Consider the following 14,874-nt stretch of genomic DNA (forward strand, 5'->3'; position numbering starts at 1 on the left):
ACTTTTTTGTATATAAAAAAACGATCCAAATGGATCGTTTTTTAAACGCCTTACGCGTTTACTTGTTTCGCTAAGCGAGATTTTTGACGAGCTGCAGCGTTTTGGTGGATAAGACCTTTACGAGCTGCTTTGTCAAGTTTTTTAGAAGCAGTTTTGAAAGCTTCTTTAGCATTTTCAAGATCGTTATTAGTAACTAAAGCTTCTACAGTTTTAACAGCAGAACGCATGTCAGACTTGATAGAAGCGTTATGTGCACGACGCTCTTCGCTAAGTTTAGCGCGTTTGATAGCAGATTTGATGTTTGCCATACTTTTCACCTCCCTGGTGCAATCGAATGACTCGATTCTTACATAGAACAAGTGATATTCTATCAAACGGTGAAGAGAATTGCAATAGTATATCCATGAAATTTCACGTAAAGGAAAGAATGACCTTATATAACTTTGGGAAATCTAACGATATTTACTATGAATTACGGAGGAGATACGATGAAAGAACCATTAGATTTAAGTAAATATAGCATTAGAACTGACCTTGCTGTAGAAGCTCATCAAATGTTGCAAGAAAGCCAAGAAGAACAAAAAGGGATACAGGGAGTTATTGTAAAAGAGAGAGAAGAAGAAGGTACTATAATTACAAAAGTAACGATTGATGAAGCTGCCTCTGAAGCGATGGGGAAAAAACCTGGAAATTATTTAACACTTGAAGTACAAGGGATACGTCAGCAAGATACAGAACTTCAACAAAAAGTGGAGCGTATTTTTGCAAAAGAATTTTCTTGTTTCTTAGAAGAGGTTGGAGTTACAAAAGAAGCAAGCTGTTTAATTGTAGGTCTTGGGAATTGGAATGTAACACCAGATGCTCTTGGACCGATAGTTGTAGAAAATGTATTAGTAACGAGACATTTGTTTCAATTGCAGCCTGAAAGTGTAGAAGAAGGATTTAGGCCTGTTAGTGCAATTCGGCCGGGGGTAATGGGGATTACAGGAATCGAAACGAGCGATGTTATTTATGGAATTATTGAGAAGACGAACCCGGACTTTGTAATTGCAATTGATGCATTAGCTGCCCGTTCTATTGAACGAGTAAATAGCACGATACAAATTTCTGATACTGGAATCCATCCTGGATCGGGGGTTGGGAATAAACGTAAAGAACTAAGTAAAGACACATTAGGTATCCCTGTTATCGCAATTGGTGTTCCGACTGTGGTCGATGCTGTTTCGATTACAAGTGATACGATTGATTTTATTTTGAAACATTTTGGTCGAGAGATGAAAGAAGGAAATAAACCTTCACGATCTTTGTTACCAGCGGGATTTTCATTTGGAGAAAAGAAAAAATTAACAGAAGAAGATATGCCGGATGAAAAGAGCAGAAATATGTTTTTAGGTGCTGTTGGTACGTTGGAAGAAGAAGAAAAAAGAAGGCTGATTTATGAAGTGCTATCTCCTCTTGGTCATAATTTAATGGTAACCCCAAAAGAAGTAGATACTTTTATTGAGGATATGGCGAATGTAATAGCGAGTGGTTTAAATGCAGCGCTACATCATCAAATTGATCAAGATAATACGGGAGCATATACACATTGAGGGGAACAGATGATTATGGTTTGAGTCGCTTTGCGCTTTTGTGTATATGTAGTGTAGCTTTATGTTTACTTATGATGATAGCAGGAGTGGCACTTGCTAATCATGGTTTGAAAAGTATGAAAGGCTATCAGCAATTGTCATATGAACAAATAGCTCATATGACAGGGACAGAAAGTACAGGTGCTGAATCAGAAATTTTGGGTAGCTCGTTTTCGGCCTCAGAAAAACAACAGCAATTAGAACGTTTAAGAAGTTTTAATGTTGTAGAAGGAATTGGGATGGCGGTAGCAAGTGTAGCTTATGAAATGACGAAGTTCGGGACGGATATAGTTGTTGGGAAAATAAAAGGAATTTTTAGCTAAGAGTAACATGGGAGGCGGTTGTTTTACTGATTTGTAGGACAGCCGTTTTAAAATTTGAAAAGGGTTTGTCTCTTATGGTTTATTCGCATAAGATATAGATAGAATGATTTGTATCGTAAGCAGCACGAGTTTTCATTGAATCTTTGTTGCTCTATTGATATAATCAGTGCTAGTGTATATTGGCGAGACTATTAGGAGTTGAGAACATAGATGAATAAAGAAGAAAGAGCAAAAAGACAGTCCAAAATTCGTAATTTCTCTATTATTGCTCATATTGACCACGGGAAATCAACGTTAGCAGACCGTATTTTAGAGAAAACAAACGCGTTAACACAACGCGAAATGAAAGCTCAGTTGCTTGACTCTATGGATTTAGAGCGTGAGCGTGGTATTACAATCAAATTAAACGCAGTACAATTAAACTATAAAGCAAAAGATGGTGAAGAGTATATTCTTCATTTAATTGATACACCAGGACATGTCGACTTTACGTACGAAGTATCTCGTAGTTTAGCGGCTTGTGAAGGCGCGATTCTTGTAGTAGATGCAGCGCAAGGTATTGAAGCGCAAACGTTAGCAAACGTATACTTAGCGCTTGATAACAATTTGGAAATTTTACCAGTTATTAATAAAATCGACTTACCAAGTGCGGATCCAGAACGTGTACGTCAAGAGGTAGAAGATGTAATTGGTTTAGATGCATCAGAAGCGGTACTTGCTTCTGCGAAAGCTGGAATTGGTATTGAAGAAATTTTAGAACAAATTGTTGAAAAAGTACCAGCTCCGTCGGGTGATTCAGAAGAGCCATTACAATGTATGATTTTCGACTCTTTATATGATCCGTACCGCGGTGTAATTGCTTATATCCGTGTTGTAAATGGAACAGTAAAAGTTGGCGATAAAGTACGTATGATGGCAACGGGTAAAGAATTTGAAGTAACAGAAGTAGGTGTATTTACACCGAAAACTACGCAACGTGACGAGTTAACAGTAGGTGATGTAGGTTTCTTAGCAGCATCGATTAAAAATGTTGGTGACACACGTGTTGGTGATACGATTACACATGCGAAACGTCCAGCTGCAGAGCCGTTAGCAGGTTACCGTAAGTTAAACCCGATGGTATTCTGTGGTCTGTATCCAATTGACTCTGCTCGTTATAACGATTTACGTGATGCATTAGAAAAATTAGAGTTAAACGATTCTGCTCTTGAGTTTGAACCAGAAACATCTCAAGCGCTAGGATTTGGTTTCCGTTGTGGTTTCTTAGGGCTTCTTCACATGGAAATCATTCAAGAACGTATTGAACGTGAATTTAAGATTGACTTAATTACAACAGCGCCAAGCGTTATTTATAAAGTTTATTTAACTAACGGTGAAGATGTTATTGTTGATAACCCATCTAATATGCCAGATCCACAGTCTATCGATCGTGTAGAAGAGCCGTTTGTGAAGGCTTCAATTATGGTTCCGAATGACTATGTTGGAGCTGTAATGGAGATTTGCCAAGGTAAACGTGGAACGTTTATTGATATGCAATATTTAGATGAAACGCGTGTTACATTAACATATGAAATCCCGTTATCAGAAATCGTATATGACTTCTTCGATCAATTGAAATCAAATACGAAAGGGTATGCATCATTTGACTACGAGTTAATTGGCTATAAACCATCTAAACTTGTGAAAATGGATATTCTTTTAAATAATGAACAAGTGGATGCTTTATCATTTATCGTACACCGTGATTCAGCGTATGACCGTGGTAAAGTAATCGTAGAGAAATTAAAAGAATTAATTCCGAGACAACAATTTGAAGTGCCAATTCAGGCGACTATCGGAAATAAAGTTGTAGCACGTTCTACAATTAAAGCGATGCGTAAAAACGTACTTGCAAAATGTTACGGCGGTGACATTTCTCGTAAGCGTAAACTTCTTGATAAGCAAAAAGAAGGTAAAAAACGTATGAAGTCTGTTGGTTCTGTAGAAGTACCGCAAGAGGCATTTATGGCTGTACTGAAAATGGATGACAACTAATATTTGAAATAAAAAAGAAGTCGTTTGTGCGGCTTCTTTTTTCTGTATAATTACTTTTTAGACATCTGAACAGCTCTCATTTACAATAATGAGAGAGCTTTTTAGTTCATATAGAGTTAGGAGATTGTTAATGTCCGAAAATATTCGAAAAGATATTCAAGATAAAATACAAAATGGTAATTTTAATTGTGAAAAGGAATTGACGCTTTCTATTATTAGTGGAAAGTGGAAAGTTGTGATACTGTGGCATCTTGGTGTGGAAGGGCCACATCGTTTCAGTGAATTACAACGGTTATTCCCAAGCATTTCTCATAAAGTTTTGTCGAACCAATTAAAAGAGTTAATGGAAGATGGAATTGTTGATCGGACAGTATATCCCGAAATTCCTCCTCGCGTTGAGTATTATATGACGGAACTAGGCATGTCACTTTTACCGATCGTTGAAATGATGTATGATTGGGGAAAAATGCGAATGGAACAAATTCGTAATACGTTAGAGAAGTAGAGAACCCTCCGGAGTGCGGAGGTTTTCTTTTTAGAAAGGTAGGAGTTATATTTGGTACAAGCTGCATATATTCATATTCCGTTTTGTCAGCACATTTGTCACTATTGTGATTTTAATAAAGTGTTTATTGAACGCCAACCGGTTGATCAATATTTAGATTATTTAGAGAAGGAAATAATAAATACGGTTCAAAAAGTTCCGTTTGATAGTATAAAAACGATTTTTGTGGGCGGGGGAACTCCGACAGCGTTGAATATGGAACAGACAAAAAAATTACTCGAGATTATTAATCGTCATTTGCGTCCGTTCGCCCCAAATTGTGAATTAACATTTGAAGCGAATCCAGGAGATCTGCCGAAAGAGAAGTTGAATGTACTGCTAGAAGGTGGAGTGAATCGAATTAGTTTTGGTGTGCAAACGTTCCGTGATGAACTGCTTGAGAAAATCGGGCGCAAGCATACGAGGGAAGATGCATTCCTCGCGATTCGAGAAGCACAGGAAGTAGGATTTAAAAATATTAATGTAGATATTATTTATGCTTTGCCAGGACAGACGATAGAAGATGTAAAAGAAACATTAGATATTGCTTTTACGCTTGGTGTACAACATTTCTCTGCATATTCATTAATTGTGGAACCTAAAACAGTGTTTTATAACTTAATGAACAAAGGGAAATTGCGTCTTCCGGGTGAAGACCATGAAGCGAAAATGTATGAAATAGTAATGGATGAAATGGAGAAACACGGTTATAACCAGTATGAAATTAGTAATTTCTCAAAAGGTGACAATAAAAGTAGACATAATCTCACATACTGGAATAATGAAGAGTATTATGGATTTGGAGCTGGAGCTCATAGTTATGTGAACGGGGAACGTATTCAAAATGTAGGTCCGCTGAAGCAATATTTTAATAAAATTGATGAAACAGGATTTCCGTATTTAGATGTTCACAAAGTGACGGAGAAAGAAAGAATGGAAGAAGAGCTGTTCTTAGGGCTTCGAAAAACAAAAGGTGTTTCTAAAACGGCGTTCCGCAATAAATTTAATGTAGAGATGGATCAAGTTTTCGCGAAGCAGTTACAAAGCAACCAAGAGCAGGGATTGCTTGAAGAGGAAGATGGACATGTGCGTTTAACGCGAAAAGGAAAATTATTAGGGAATGAAGTATTCCAATCATTTTTGATTGACTAATTAAATGTTCCATAGGCGTGAAAAAGTTTCATTATTTCGTGACGTTTCCGTTGACAATTGAATGTCAATTTTGGTAAGTTATTAATAGATTTAGCACTCAAAGACAAAGAGTGCTAACAGAGGTGATGATGAGATGCTTACGGAACGTCAGCTCTTAATTTTACAAACAATTATTGATGACTTTATTGGATCAGCGCAGCCCGTTGGGTCTAGAACGTTGGCTAAAAAAGATGAAATTACATTTAGTTCAGCTACTATTCGAAATGAAATGGCGGACTTAGAAGAATTAGGTTTTATTGAAAAAACGCACAGTTCTTCTGGACGTGTTCCTTCTGAGAAAGGCTACCGATTTTATGTAGACCATCTTTTAGCGCCGCAAAACTTACCGAACGCTGAAATTGTACAAATTAAAGATTTATTTGCTGAAAGAATTTTTGAAGCGGAAAAAATTGCACAACAATCTGCTCAAATTTTATCAGAACTTACGAATTATACGGCCATTGTTCTTGGACCGAAGTTAAGTACAAATAAACTTAAAAATGTACAAATTGTGCCGCTTGATCGTCAAACTGCTGTCGCTATTATTGTAACCGATACAGGGCATGTACAAAGTAAAACGATTACCGTTCCGGAATCTGTTGATTTATCAGATTTAGAAAAAATGGTTAATATTTTAAATGAAAAGCTATCTGGCGTACCGATGGAAGAACTTCATAATAAAATCTTTAAGGAGATTGTTACAGTTTTACGTGGGTATGTTCATAATTACGATAGTGCAATAAAAATGTTGGATGGTACATTTCAAGTTCCGTTATCGGAAAAGATATACTTTGGAGGAAAAGCAAATATGCTTTCGCAGCCAGAGTTCCATGACATTCAAAAGGTTAGATCTTTACTTACCATGATTGATAATGAAGCCGAATTTTATGACATTTTGCGTCATAAACAAGTCGGGATTCAAGTGAAAATTGGTAGGGAAAACTCTTCGACGGCTATGGAGGATTGTAGTTTAATTTCTGCAACATATTCGATCGGCGAAGAGCAACTTGGAACAATTGCTATTTTAGGTCCTACGAGAATGCAATATTCTCGTGTAATTAGTTTGTTACAGTTATTTACGAGACAATTTACTGATGGACTTAAAAAGTAAATGAGAGTAATACATTCGCTCAAGTGATGAAATTTTCATTGCTGTGTGTAATATATAATGCTTAGGTAATCATGCTATGCATGATACCTAATACCTTTTAAGGAGGTGAATATTGTGGAAGAGCGTAACGAACAAGTGGTAGAAGAAGTAAAAGAAGCGCAAGTTGAAGAAGCTGTCACGCCAGAAAACAGTGAAGAAACTGTAGAAGAAAAAAGTGAGGCTGCTCTTTTACAAGAAAAAGTAGATGAGCTACAAGCGAAACTAACGGAAACGGAAGGTCGCACATTACGTCTACAAGCTGATTTTGAAAATTATAAGCGCCGTGTCCAAATGGATAAACAGGCTGCTGAAAAATATAGAGCACAAAGTCTAGTTTCAGACATCTTGCCAGCTCTTGATAATTTTGAAAGAGCAATGCAAGTGGAAGCGACTGATGAGCAAACGAAATCCTTGTTACAAGGTATGGAAATGGTGCATCGTCAATTGTTAGAAGCGCTGACTAAAGAAGGTGTGGAAGTGATTGAAGCTGTTGGTAAACAGTTTGATCCTAATGAACACCAAGCTATTATGCAAGTGGAAGATAGTGAATTTGAATCAAACGCGGTTGTGGAAGAATTCCAAAAAGGTTATAAACTAAAAGACCGTGTGATTCGCCCATCAATGGTAAAAGTAAATCAATAATTTACATAAAACTAGGAGGATTCGCCATGAGTAAAATTATCGGTATTGACTTAGGTACAACAAACTCTTGTGTAGCTGTTATGGAAGGTGGAGAACCAAAGGTTATCCCAAATCCAGAAGGAAACCGTACAACACCTTCTGTTGTAGCTTTCAAAAATGAAGAACGTCAAGTTGGGGAAGTTGCAAAGCGCCAAGCAATTACAAACCCAAATACAATCATGTCTGTTAAACGTCATATGGGTACAGACTACAAAGTAGAAGTTGAAGGTAAAGAGTATACACCTCAAGAAATTTCTGCAATCATTTTACAAAACTTAAAAGCTTCTGCTGAAGCATACTTAGGTGAAACAGTAACGAAAGCTGTTATTACAGTACCTGCATACTTCAACGATGCAGAGCGTCAAGCAACGAAAGATGCTGGTCGTATCGCTGGTTTAGAAGTTGAGCGTATCATTAACGAGCCAACAGCAGCAGCACTTGCTTACGGTTTAGAAAAACAAGACGAAGAACAAAAAATCTTAGTATATGACTTAGGTGGCGGTACATTTGACGTATCTATCCTTGAGTTAGCAGACGGTACATTCGAAGTTATTTCAACTGCTGGTGACAACCGTCTTGGTGGCGATGACTTTGACCAAGTTATCATCGATCACTTAGTAGCTGAGTTCAAAAAAGAAAATAACATTGATTTAAGCCAAGATAAAATGGCGCTTCAACGCTTGAAAGATGCAGCTGAAAAAGCGAAAAAAGATCTTTCTGGTGTAACACAAACTCAAATTTCATTACCATTCATTAGTGCTGGAGCTGCTGGTCCATTACACTTAGAATTAACGTTAACAAGAGCGAAATTCGAAGAGCTTTCAGCGGGTCTTGTTGAAAGAACATTAGAGCCAACTCGTCGTGCATTAAAAGACGCTGGTTTTGCTCCAAGCGAATTAGATAAAGTTATTCTTGTTGGTGGATCTACTCGTATCCCAGCTGTACAAGAAGCTATTAAACGTGAAACTGGTAAAGAGCCATATAAAGGTGTAAACCCTGATGAAGTTGTAGCATTAGGTGCTGCAGTTCAAGGTGGCGTACTTACTGGTGATGTAGAAGGCGTTCTATTATTAGACGTAACTCCACTTTCTTTAGGTATTGAAACTATGGGTGGCGTGTTCACGAAATTAATCGAGCGTAACACTACAATTCCAACAAGTAAGTCACAAGTATTCTCGACAGCTGCTGATAATCAACCAGCAGTAGACATTCACGTATTACAAGGTGAGCGTCCAATGTCGGCTGACAACAAAACGTTAGGTCGTTTCCAATTAACTGACCTTCCACCAGCACCACGTGGTATTCCACAAATCGAAGTAACATTCGATATTGATGCGAACGGTATCGTTAACGTACGTGCGAAAGACTTAGGAACAAGCAAAGAGCAAGCTATTACAATCCAATCTTCTTCAGGTCTTTCTGATGAAGAAGTAGAACGTATGGTACAAGAAGCGGAAGCAAATGCTGACGCTGACCAAAAACGTAAGGAAGAAGTTGAACTTCGTAACGAAGCTGACCAACTTGTATTCCAAACAGACAAAGTTGTAAAAGATTTAGAAGGTAAAGTAGATGCAGCTGAAGTTGCAAAAGCAACAGAAGCGAAAGAAGCATTACAAGCTGCAATTGAGAAAAACGAGCTTGAAGAAATTCGTGCGAAAAAAGATGCCTTACAAGAAATCGTACAACAATTAACTGTTAAATTATACGAGCAGGCTCAAGCAGCTGCTGGTCAAGCAGAAGGTGCGCAAGGTGCACAAGATGCTGGCGCAAAGAAAGACAATGTAGTTGACGCTGAGTTTGAAGAAGTAAAAGAAGACAAGTAATTCAACTGTAAACATAATAAGTAAGATGACAAAAAGTCAAAGTCAAGCGTGCCTTGACTTTGGCTTTTTTCACGAATGAGAAGCGATGTGTGAGGATCTTAAGTTTTTCGCTTTGCATACTGTAAGTGAGGAAACTTTGTTGCAAAGCACTTTCTTTCGGTGTTAAAATTACGTTTATGTGAAAGATTCGGGGGTTGTAAATTTATGAGTAAACGAGACTATTATGAGGTCCTTGGACTTAGCAAGGGCGCTTCAACAGATGAAATTAAAAAAGCGTATCGTCGTTTGGCTAAAAAATACCATCCAGACGTAAGCAAAGAAGAAAATGCAATTGAAAAGTTTAAAGAAGTACAAGAAGCATACGAAGTGTTAAGTGATGATCAAAAGCGTGCACAGTACGATCAATTTGGTCATGCTGGTGCAAATCAAGGATTCGGTGGATTTGGCGGCGGAGGAGACTTCGGCGGTGGCTTCGGTTTTGAAGATATATTTAGTTCTTTCTTTGGCGGTGGCGGCGGCAGACGTCGTGATCCAAATGCTCCGCGCCAAGGTGCTGACTTACAATATCAAGTCACTTTAGATTTTGAAGAAGCTATTTTTGGTAAGGAATTAAATGTGGAAATTCCAGTAGAAGATCCATGTGATACTTGTAAAGGTAGTGGAGCAAAACCAGGAACTTCAAAAGAAACATGTAAACATTGTTCAGGCTCTGGTCAAGTGAGTGTAGAACAAAACACACCGTTTGGTCGTATCGTAAATCGTCAAGCTTGTGGTCATTGTTCAGGAACTGGACAAATTATTAAAGAAAAATGTACGACATGTCACGGTTCAGGTAAAGTTCGTAAACGTAAAAAAATCAATGTTAAAATTCCAGCGGGTATCGATAATGGTCAACAAATTCGTGTGTCTGGAAAAGGTGAAGCCGGCGTAAATGGCGGACCAGCAGGAGACTTATATGTTGTCGTTCATGTAAGAAATCATGAATTCTTCGAGCGTGAAGGAGATCACATTATTTGCGAAATGCCATTAACATTTGCGCAAATGGCGCTTGGTGATGAAGTGGAAGTTCCTACTGTTCATGGTAAAGTGAAGCTGAAAATTCCAGCAGGAACACAAACTGGAACAGAATTCCGCTTAAAAGGAAAAGGTGCTCCGAACGTACGTGGATACGGCCAAGGAGATCAATATGTAGTCGTTCGTGTTGTTGTACCGACGAAATTGACTTCGCAGCAAAAAGATTTATTACGTGAATTTGCAGGACAAGAAGAGCAGGATGATAGTTTATTCGGAAAGCTTAAACGTGCTTTCAAAGGGGAATAATGGAAATAAAAAATGGAGTTGGTAAATTGTGAAATGGTCAGAAATTAGTATTCATACAACAGAAGAAGCAGTAGAAGCTGTCTCTCATATTTTACATGAAGCTGGTGCTAGTGGAGTTGCGATTGAGGATCCGGCGGAGTTAACGAAAGAGCGCGAGCAACAATATGGTGAAATTTATGCATTGAACCCAGATGAATATCCGGCGGAAGGTGTATTAATAAAAGCGTATTTCCCGCAAACGGATTCTTTACATGAAACGATTGCAGGTGTAAAATCATCTATTGATGTGCTTCCATCTTACGACATCGAAATTGGTACTGGAAATATTACCGTTAACGAAGTCAATGAAGAAGATTGGGCTACTGCTTGGAAAAAATATTACCATCCAGTACAAATTTCTGATACATTCACAATCGTACCGACTTGGGAAGAATATACACCATCTTCTCCTGATGAAAAAATCATTGAATTAGACCCGGGTATGGCGTTTGGTACAGGAACTCATCCAACAACAACGATGTGTATCCGTGCTTTAGAAAAAACAGTACAGCCAGGTGACACTATTATTGATGTAGGAACAGGTTCTGGTGTACTTAGTATTGCGGCTGCAAAATTAGGTGCGTCTTCTGTTCAAGCATATGATTTAGATCCGGTTGCGGTTGAAAGTGCAGAAATGAATGTACGTTTAAATAAAACAGATGATATCGTGTCTGTTGGACAAAATAGTCTTTTAGAAGGCATTGAAGGTCCTGTTGATTTAATCGTAGCTAACTTATTAGCAGAAATTATTCTATTATTCCCTGAAGATGCAGCAAGAGTTGTGAAGTCAGGTGGATTATTTATTACATCGGGCATTATTGCTGCGAAGGAAAAAGTAATTTCTGAGGCGTTAGAACAAGCTGGATTTACAATTGAAGAAGTGTTACGAATGGAAGATTGGGTAGCAATTATTGCACGAAATGCGTAATATAGATTTTAGTCTATAATGAAAAGGGGAGTCTCTCACTATAAGGTGAGAGACTTGCCGTTTGTTATATGAAAAATGATAACGTTTCGTTCTTTTCGTAAGTGTTGACTTACGAAAGGAACGAAACTCTACTAAGGTGATTATATGCAACGTTATTTTGTAGAAGAGAAATATGTAAATGAGACAAGTATTCGCATTGTAGGTGATGACGTACATCATATCGCAAGAGTGATGCGTATGTCAGCTGGTGATCATATTTATTGCTGTGTAAACGGAAAAACAGCAGTATGTTCAATTGATGAAATTACCAGTGAATTTATTAATACGGCTATTGTAGAATGGGTAGAGGCGTCAAGTGAACTTCCTGTTTTCGTGACGATTGCAAGTGGACTGCCAAAAGGAGACAAGCTAGAGTTAATTTTTCAAAAAGGAACTGAGCTTGGGGCAGCTGCATTCTTACCATTTCAAGCATCTCGCTCTATCGTAAAATGGGATGCGAAAAAAGCTGATAAAAAAGTTGAGCGTTTAAGAAAAATTGTGAAAGAAGCTGCGGAACAATCACATAGAAGTGAAATTCCAGAAGTACATGCTCCGGCATCATTTAAGCAATTGCTTTCAATGAGTGGTGAGTATGATGTTTGTCTTGTTGCTTACGAAGAGGAAGCAAAACAAGGTGAGAAATCTAATTTTGCGAAAGCTTTAACGACAATGAAACCAGGTCAAAAGCTATTGATTGTATTTGGCCCAGAAGGCGGTTTAGCTGAGGAAGAGATTACAGCGCTTCGTGAACATAAATTTGTACCATGTAGTTTAGGACCAAGAATTTTAAGAACAGAAACGGCGCCGTTATACGCGTTAAGTGCTGCTTCGTATCATTTTGAATTGATGGGGTGATGATCAATGTCAACTGTTGCGTTCCATACGTTAGGTTGTAAAGTAAACCACTATGAAACAGAAGCCATTTGGCAATTGTTTAAACAAGGTGGTTATGAAAGAACAGAATATGAAAAGAAAGCTGATGTATATGTTATTAACACATGTACAGTAACGAATACTGGGGACAAAAAAAGCCGTCAAGTAATCAGACGTGCTGTGCGTCAAAATCCAGATGCAGTTATTTGCGTAACGGGATGTTATGCACAAACATCTCCAGCTGAAATTATGGCGATTCCGGGTGTAGATATTGTAGTTGGTACACAGGATCGTGAAAAGATGTTAGGTTACATCGAAGAATTCCGTAAAGAGCGTCAACCAATTAATGCTGTCCGTAATATTATGAAAACACGTGTGTACGAAGAACTTGATGTACCTTATTTCACGGATCGTACACGTGCGTCTTTAAAAATACAAGAGGGTTGCAATAACTTCTGTACATTCTGTATCATTCCTTGGGCGCGTGGTTTAATGCGTTCTCGTGATGGAAAAGAAGTTATTAAACAAGCACAACAATTAGTGGATGCAGGCTATAAAGAAATCGTATTAACGGGTATTCATACAGGTGGATACGGCGAAGACATAAAAGATTATAACTTAGCTGGATTACTTCGTGATATGGAAGCGGAAGTAGACGGATTAAAACGTCTTCGTATTTCTTCTATTGAAGCGAGTCAAATTTCAGATGAAGTAATTGAAGTGTTAGATAAATCTGAAGTAGTTGTACGCCACTTGCATATTCCGTTGCAATCTGGTTCTAATACTGTATTAAAACGTATGCGTCGTAAATATACGATGGAGTTCTTCCAGGAGCGTTTAGATCGTTTGAAAGAAGCGTTACCAGGCCTTGCGATTACATCTGACGTAATCGTTGGTTTCCCAGGTGAAACAGAAGAAGAATTCATGGAAACATACAATTTCATTAAAGAGAACCGCTTCTCTGAGTTACATGTGTTCCCTTACTCAAAACGTACAGGAACACCTGCAGCACGCATGGAAGATCAAGTTCCTGAAGATGTGAAGAACGATCGTGTTCATCGTTTAATTGAGCTATCTAATCAATTAGCGAAAGAGTACGCATCAGCGTTTGAAGGTGAAGTGCTTGAAATCATTCCGGAAGAGCAATTTAAAGAGGGCGACCGTGAAGGCTTATATGTAGGTTATACAGATAACTACTTGAAAATTGTATTTGAAGGATCAGAAGAATTAATTGGTAAGCTAGTGAAAGTGAAAATTACGAAAGCTGGTTATCCATATAACGAAGCGCAATTTGTTCGTGTTCTTGAAGATGATGTAAAAAAAGAATCAGCTAGCGCATAAAAAGAGCGTGCAACCGGAAACGGTTTGCATGCTTTCTTTGTTTGAAGCGGTTAAGTACTATAAGGTGGGGAGGCGTTTCATGCATCCCTGTATGAAAAAAGATGAAATGATAAAAATATAGTTGTCTTCATCAGTAAAGGATACTAGCTATTTGCATAACTTTTGAAAAGGAAATGCTTCTATTCTTCTTTTATTCTGCCAAATAGTTGACCTGAAGTGATAAAATGTATTATAATCGTAAAAGACATGCTGAAGAAGTGTTTCTTTTTGCATGCTGAAGTTAGTATGTAAGTGTGATGTTTCGGAGGGAGGGAAAGAGAATGTCAAAAACAGTCGTTCGTAAAAACGAGTCTTTGGAGGATGCACTTCGCCGTTTTAAAAGATCGGTTTCTAAAACTGGTACACTTGCTGAAGCAAGAAAGCGCGAGTTTTATGAAAAACCAAGTGTAAAACGTAAGAAGAAATCTGAAGCGGCAAGAAAGCGTAAATTCTAAGAGAGGGTGTAAGTTATGAGTCTTCTCGGTCGTTTAAACGATGATATGAAACAAGCGATGAAGAATAAACAAAAAGAAAAATTAACCGTTATTCGTATGGTTAAGGCTGCTTTACAAAATGAAGGTATTAAACTGCAACATACTCTTACTGAAGAAGAGGAAATAACAGTTTTAGCTCGTGAAGTAAAACAGTATAAGGACTCCCTCCTTGAATTTAAAAAAGCTGGTCGTGAAGACCTTGTTAATAAACTGCAAAGTGAAATTCAGATTTTAAGCGCATATTTGCCAGAGCAATTAACTGAAGAAGAACTAGTTGATGTAATCAAGCAAGTTATTTCTGAAGTTGGTGCGACTTCTAAAGCAGATATGGGTAAGGTGATGACTGCTGTTATGCCGAAAGTAAAAGGTAAAACAGACGGATCACTTGTGAATAAGCTGGTTATCCAGCTATTAGCGTAAAAAA

Annotated in this window: 15 protein-coding genes; 14 read left to right on the forward strand and 1 reads right to left on the reverse strand. The window is 37.9% G+C overall.

All coding sequences use genetic code 11. The annotated features are described in order from the left end of the window. Positions 1–50 precede the first annotated feature (50 nt). Positions 51–308: a 30S ribosomal protein S20 gene (rpsT, locus tag HMPREF1014_RS02790; RefSeq protein WP_001274011.1), complete on the reverse strand. Its 258-nt coding sequence runs from the start codon at positions 306–308 to the stop codon at positions 51–53. A 180-nt stretch (positions 309–488) separates the two neighbouring features. Between rpsT and gpr the strand changes: the two genes are divergently transcribed. The 14 genes from gpr to HMPREF1014_RS02860 all read left to right on the forward strand — a co-directional run bounded on the left by gpr (position 489) and on the right by HMPREF1014_RS02860 (position 14,870). Beyond that, positions 489–1,592, forward strand: a complete 1,104-nt coding sequence (gene gpr / locus HMPREF1014_RS02795; RefSeq protein WP_000662616.1) for a GPR endopeptidase — start codon at positions 489–491, stop codon at positions 1,590–1,592. Beyond that, complete coding sequence (locus HMPREF1014_RS02800; RefSeq protein WP_001215034.1) at positions 1,589–1,954, forward strand: YqxA family protein; 366 nt, start codon at positions 1,589–1,591, stop codon at positions 1,952–1,954. Before gpr ends, HMPREF1014_RS02800 begins: the two co-directional genes overlap by 4 nt. A 210-nt stretch (positions 1,955–2,164) precedes the next feature. Further along, entirely contained in the window at positions 2,165–3,988 is a 1,824-nt protein-coding gene (gene lepA / locus HMPREF1014_RS02805; RefSeq protein WP_001030951.1) for an elongation factor 4, read from the forward strand. 130 nt (positions 3,989–4,118) lie between these two features. Beyond that, positions 4,119–4,493 (forward strand): winged helix-turn-helix transcriptional regulator, encoded by a 375-nt coding sequence (locus tag HMPREF1014_RS02810; RefSeq protein WP_001293539.1) that lies wholly within the window; start codon positions 4,119–4,121, stop codon positions 4,491–4,493. Between the two features lie 51 nt (positions 4,494–4,544). Beyond that, positions 4,545–5,684: a radical SAM family heme chaperone HemW gene (gene hemW, locus HMPREF1014_RS02815; protein WP_000249427.1), complete on the forward strand. Its 1,140-nt coding sequence runs from the start codon at positions 4,545–4,547 to the stop codon at positions 5,682–5,684. A gap of 133 nt (positions 5,685–5,817) precedes the next feature. Next, positions 5,818–6,834 (forward strand): heat-inducible transcriptional repressor HrcA, encoded by a 1,017-nt coding sequence (gene hrcA / locus HMPREF1014_RS02820; protein ID WP_000954941.1) that lies wholly within the window; start codon positions 5,818–5,820, stop codon positions 6,832–6,834. A gap of 114 nt (positions 6,835–6,948) precedes the next feature. Continuing rightward, the gene (gene grpE, locus HMPREF1014_RS02825; protein WP_000392711.1) at positions 6,949–7,515 is read left to right on the forward strand and encodes a nucleotide exchange factor GrpE; all 567 of its coding nucleotides are present in this window, start codon (positions 6,949–6,951) and stop codon (positions 7,513–7,515) included. A gap of 26 nt (positions 7,516–7,541) precedes the next feature. Then, positions 7,542–9,377, forward strand: a complete 1,836-nt coding sequence (gene dnaK, locus HMPREF1014_RS02830) for a chaperone protein DnaK (protein ID WP_000034706.1) — start codon at positions 7,542–7,544, stop codon at positions 9,375–9,377. 204 nt (positions 9,378–9,581) lie between these two features. Further along, a complete protein-coding gene (gene dnaJ, locus HMPREF1014_RS02835; RefSeq protein WP_000043947.1) occupies positions 9,582–10,697 on the forward strand; it encodes a molecular chaperone DnaJ in 1,116 nt (371 codons plus the stop codon). A 28-nt stretch (positions 10,698–10,725) separates the two neighbouring features. Further along, the gene (gene prmA / locus HMPREF1014_RS02840) at positions 10,726–11,664 is read left to right on the forward strand and encodes a 50S ribosomal protein L11 methyltransferase (RefSeq protein ID WP_000872103.1); all 939 of its coding nucleotides are present in this window, start codon (positions 10,726–10,728) and stop codon (positions 11,662–11,664) included. A 144-nt stretch (positions 11,665–11,808) separates the two neighbouring features. Beyond that, the gene (locus HMPREF1014_RS02845; protein WP_001190159.1) at positions 11,809–12,558 is read left to right on the forward strand and encodes a 16S rRNA (uracil(1498)-N(3))-methyltransferase; all 750 of its coding nucleotides are present in this window, start codon (positions 11,809–11,811) and stop codon (positions 12,556–12,558) included. A gap of 6 nt (positions 12,559–12,564) precedes the next feature. Beyond that, entirely contained in the window at positions 12,565–13,917 is a 1,353-nt protein-coding gene (gene mtaB, locus HMPREF1014_RS02850; RefSeq protein WP_000108676.1) for a tRNA (N(6)-L-threonylcarbamoyladenosine(37)-C(2))-methylthiotransferase MtaB, read from the forward strand. 320 nt (positions 13,918–14,237) lie between these two features. Further along, on the forward strand, positions 14,238–14,411 hold the full coding sequence (gene rpsU, locus HMPREF1014_RS02855; RefSeq protein ID WP_000048061.1) for a 30S ribosomal protein S21: 174 nt from the start codon (positions 14,238–14,240) through the stop codon (positions 14,409–14,411). 15 nt (positions 14,412–14,426) lie between these two features. Next, a complete protein-coding gene (locus HMPREF1014_RS02860) occupies positions 14,427–14,870 on the forward strand; it encodes a GatB/YqeY domain-containing protein (protein WP_000054562.1) in 444 nt (147 codons plus the stop codon). The last annotated feature ends 4 nt before the right edge of the window (positions 14,871–14,874 follow it).

This window comes from Bacillus sp. 7_6_55CFAA_CT2, from assembly GCF_000238655.1.
Classification (GTDB): Bacteria; Bacillota; Bacilli; order Bacillales; family Bacillaceae_G; genus Bacillus_A; species Bacillus_A cereus.

Bases quoted from the DNA above. Each gene is read 5' to 3' on its own strand.
- rpsT (WP_001274011.1), bottom strand. From the start codon at position 308: ATGGCAAACATCAAATCTGCTATCAAACGCGCTAAACTTAGCGAAGAG.
- gpr (WP_000662616.1), top strand. From the start codon at position 489: ATGAAAGAACCATTAGATTTAAGTAAATATAGCATTAGAACTGACCTT.
- lepA (WP_001030951.1), top strand. From the start codon at position 2,165: ATGAATAAAGAAGAAAGAGCAAAAAGACAGTCCAAAATTCGTAATTTC.
- HMPREF1014_RS02810 (WP_001293539.1), top strand. From the start codon at position 4,119: ATGTCCGAAAATATTCGAAAAGATATTCAAGATAAAATACAAAATGGT.
- hrcA (WP_000954941.1), top strand. From the start codon at position 5,818: ATGCTTACGGAACGTCAGCTCTTAATTTTACAAACAATTATTGATGAC.
- dnaK (WP_000034706.1), top strand. From the start codon at position 7,542: ATGAGTAAAATTATCGGTATTGACTTAGGTACAACAAACTCTTGTGTA.
- dnaJ (WP_000043947.1), top strand. From the start codon at position 9,582: ATGAGTAAACGAGACTATTATGAGGTCCTTGGACTTAGCAAGGGCGCT.
- HMPREF1014_RS02845 (WP_001190159.1), top strand. From the start codon at position 11,809: ATGCAACGTTATTTTGTAGAAGAGAAATATGTAAATGAGACAAGTATT.
- mtaB (WP_000108676.1), top strand. From the start codon at position 12,565: ATGTCAACTGTTGCGTTCCATACGTTAGGTTGTAAAGTAAACCACTAT.
- rpsU (WP_000048061.1), top strand. From the start codon at position 14,238: ATGTCAAAAACAGTCGTTCGTAAAAACGAGTCTTTGGAGGATGCACTT.
- HMPREF1014_RS02860 (WP_000054562.1), top strand. From the start codon at position 14,427: ATGAGTCTTCTCGGTCGTTTAAACGATGATATGAAACAAGCGATGAAG.